Origin of the sequence: Microcystis sp. M53598_WE2, assembly GCF_030067735.1 — a bacterium.
Lineage (GTDB): Bacteria > Cyanobacteriota > Cyanobacteriia > Cyanobacteriales > Microcystaceae > Microcystis > Microcystis aeruginosa.
On record NZ_JASJFE010000775.1, the window covers coordinates 1 to 2,377 of the forward strand.

A 2,377-nucleotide genomic window follows, 5' to 3' on the forward strand; every position below is an offset into this window, starting at 1 on the left:
AAGATAGCGGTTATTACTTTTAATTTTCTATGGTTACAACTTCTCTATCCCTCCCCGAAATCGCCAGAGAAACCCGTCAAGCGAGTCGTCAACTGGCTATCCTGACTAACGAAGAAAGGAATGAAGCTTTAGAGGCTATTGCTGAGGCTTTGACTGCCAATGCTGATCAGATACTAGAAGCTAATATCGCCGATGTTCAAACTGCCAAAGCGATGCAATTATCTCCGGCTTTATGTGCGCGATTAGAGTTAAGTCCTGGCAAATTAAAAGCCGCTATTGCCGGGGTGCGAGATGTGGCTAAATTAGCGGATCCTTTAGCTACGATGCAAATTAATCGGGAATTAGATCAAGGTTTAATTCTTCGGAGAATAACCTGTCCTTTAGGGGTTTTAGGCGTTATTTTTGAAGCTCGTCCCGATGCTTTAATTCAAATTACCAGTTTAGCGATAAAATCCGGTAATGGCGTTATTTTAAAAGGGGGGAAAGAAGCGATCCGTTCTTGTCAAGCTTTAGTAACAATTATTCATCAGGCATTGAGTCAAACTAAAGTTAATCCAGCAGCGGTACGATTATTAACAACACGAGAAGAAATTCAGGAACTCTTAAAACTCGATCAATACATCGATTTAATTATTCCTAGAGGTTCTAACGAATTTGTTCGTTATATCCAAAATAATACCCGCATTCCTGTCCTCGGTCATGCCGATGGTATCTGTCATCTCTACATCGACAAAGAAGCCGATTTAAGCAAAGCAATTAGAATTACCGTCGATGGCAAAACCCAATATCCTGCCGCTTGTAATGCCATTGAAACTTTATTGGTTCATCAAGACATCGCTAGACAATTTTTACCCGCAGTGGCCCGAGCATTAGAGGAAAAAAAGGTTAAATTGTTGGGAGATGAAGCAACTCGTCAGATTATTAACGTACCATCGGCCACAGAACAGGACTGGCAAACCGAATATAGTGATTTAATTCTGTCAATTAAAATTGTTGATAGTCTAGAATCGGCAATCGAACATATTAATTATTACGGTTCTCGACACACGGAAGGCATTGTCAGCGAAAATCTTAACACGGCCAAAACCTTTAGCGATCGAGTCGATGCCGCCGGAGTTTTTCATAATTGTTCCACCCGATTTGCCGATGGTTTCCGTTACGGTTTTGGGGCCGAAGTGGGTATCAGTACCCAAAAAATGCCCCCCCGTGGTCCGGTGGGATTAGAGGGATTAGTGACCTACAAATATCAATTAGTGGGAGATGGTCATATTGTCGCCGATTATTCCGGGGAAAATGCCCAATCTTTCACTCATAAGGATTTATAGTCGAGAAAAAAGCCGATGTTTACAGGATTAATTCAAGCCTTGGCAACGATTCGGGTCGTGGATACCGATAGACTTTATTTGTCTGTATCCTCTGATACAATTATCCGAGATTTAATGATTGGTGATAGTGTGGCTGTGGATGGGGTTTGTTTGACAGTTGAGGAAATTCTCCCAGAGGGTTTTCTGGCCACCGCTTCCCCGGAAACCCTACAGCGCACTACTTTAGGACGAAGGATTCACACAGAAACCAACGTTAACCTAGAAACCTCTCTGCGGGTGGGTAGTAAAATCGGCGGTCATTTTGTCACTGGTCATGTGGACGGTATTGGCTGTTTAGTCGAATCGATAATCGTGGCTAATTCGTGGGAAATGACCTTTGCTGCCCCTAGTTCCCTAGAAGAGCAGTGGAATAACTACATAGCTCGTTATATCGTCGGTAAGGGCAGTATAGCTGTTAATGGCATTAGTTTAACCGTGGCCGATTGTGATGCCTCTGGCAGCTGGTTTAAAGTGGCAGTCATCCCCCACACCTACGCCGAAACCAATCTTTCCCATTTAAAATTAGGCGATTGGGTGAATCTAGAAGGGGATATTTTAGGCAAATATGTGGAAAAATTGCTAGGAATGCGCTCTTATCACCCTCCTAGCGAGATTAGCCTAGAATTTCTGGCTGAACATGGTTATTAGTTTTCCAGAAAAAGCCTTTTCAACATATAAATTTATTGGCAATTTATCCATTAATTTTAGTTTTAAAATTGCCAACCTTCCCGCTCCATTAAACCCTGAACATTGGTACAATCGATAGAAAAGTGTTGACAGACTGTGGGAATTTTGGCAGCATTAGGCTTCAAGGCTTCTTCGGTAATTACGCAACCGTCTTTTATCTTGGCACAGGCAATAATAAATGGGTCTGCCACTGGTTTTCCTTGTAATCTTGCTTTTTCACTCACTAAATCATTAAAGTTTCTTATAGAAAAAATTTCAGCAATAAGTAGGGAGGCACAATTATTTGTAGGATGGGTTAGCGGTAGCGTAAAATAATCGGGCGTTGG

3 protein-coding genes are annotated in these 2,377 nt (G+C 42.0%); 2 read left to right on the top strand and 1 reads right to left on the bottom strand.

Annotated features, from left to right (window positions below; all coding sequences use genetic code 11):
* Positions 1-29: 29 nt before the first annotated feature.
* Complete coding sequence (gene proA, locus PX636_RS15815; protein WP_288117775.1) at positions 30-1,325, top strand: glutamate-5-semialdehyde dehydrogenase; 1,296 nt, start codon at positions 30-32, stop codon at positions 1,323-1,325.
* A gap of 15 nt (positions 1,326-1,340) precedes the next feature.
* Positions 1,341-2,012 carry a riboflavin synthase gene (locus PX636_RS15820; protein WP_288117776.1) on the top strand — a complete coding sequence of 224 codons (672 nt, stop codon included), beginning with the start codon at positions 1,341-1,343 and terminating at the stop codon, positions 2,010-2,012.
* A 62-nt stretch (positions 2,013-2,074) separates the two neighbouring features.
* Here the strand turns inward: PX636_RS15820 and PX636_RS15825 are convergent.
* Positions 2,075-2,377, bottom strand: a 303-nt coding sequence (locus PX636_RS15825) for a DUF4411 family protein (protein WP_288117777.1), incomplete at its 5' end; no start/stop codon positions are given.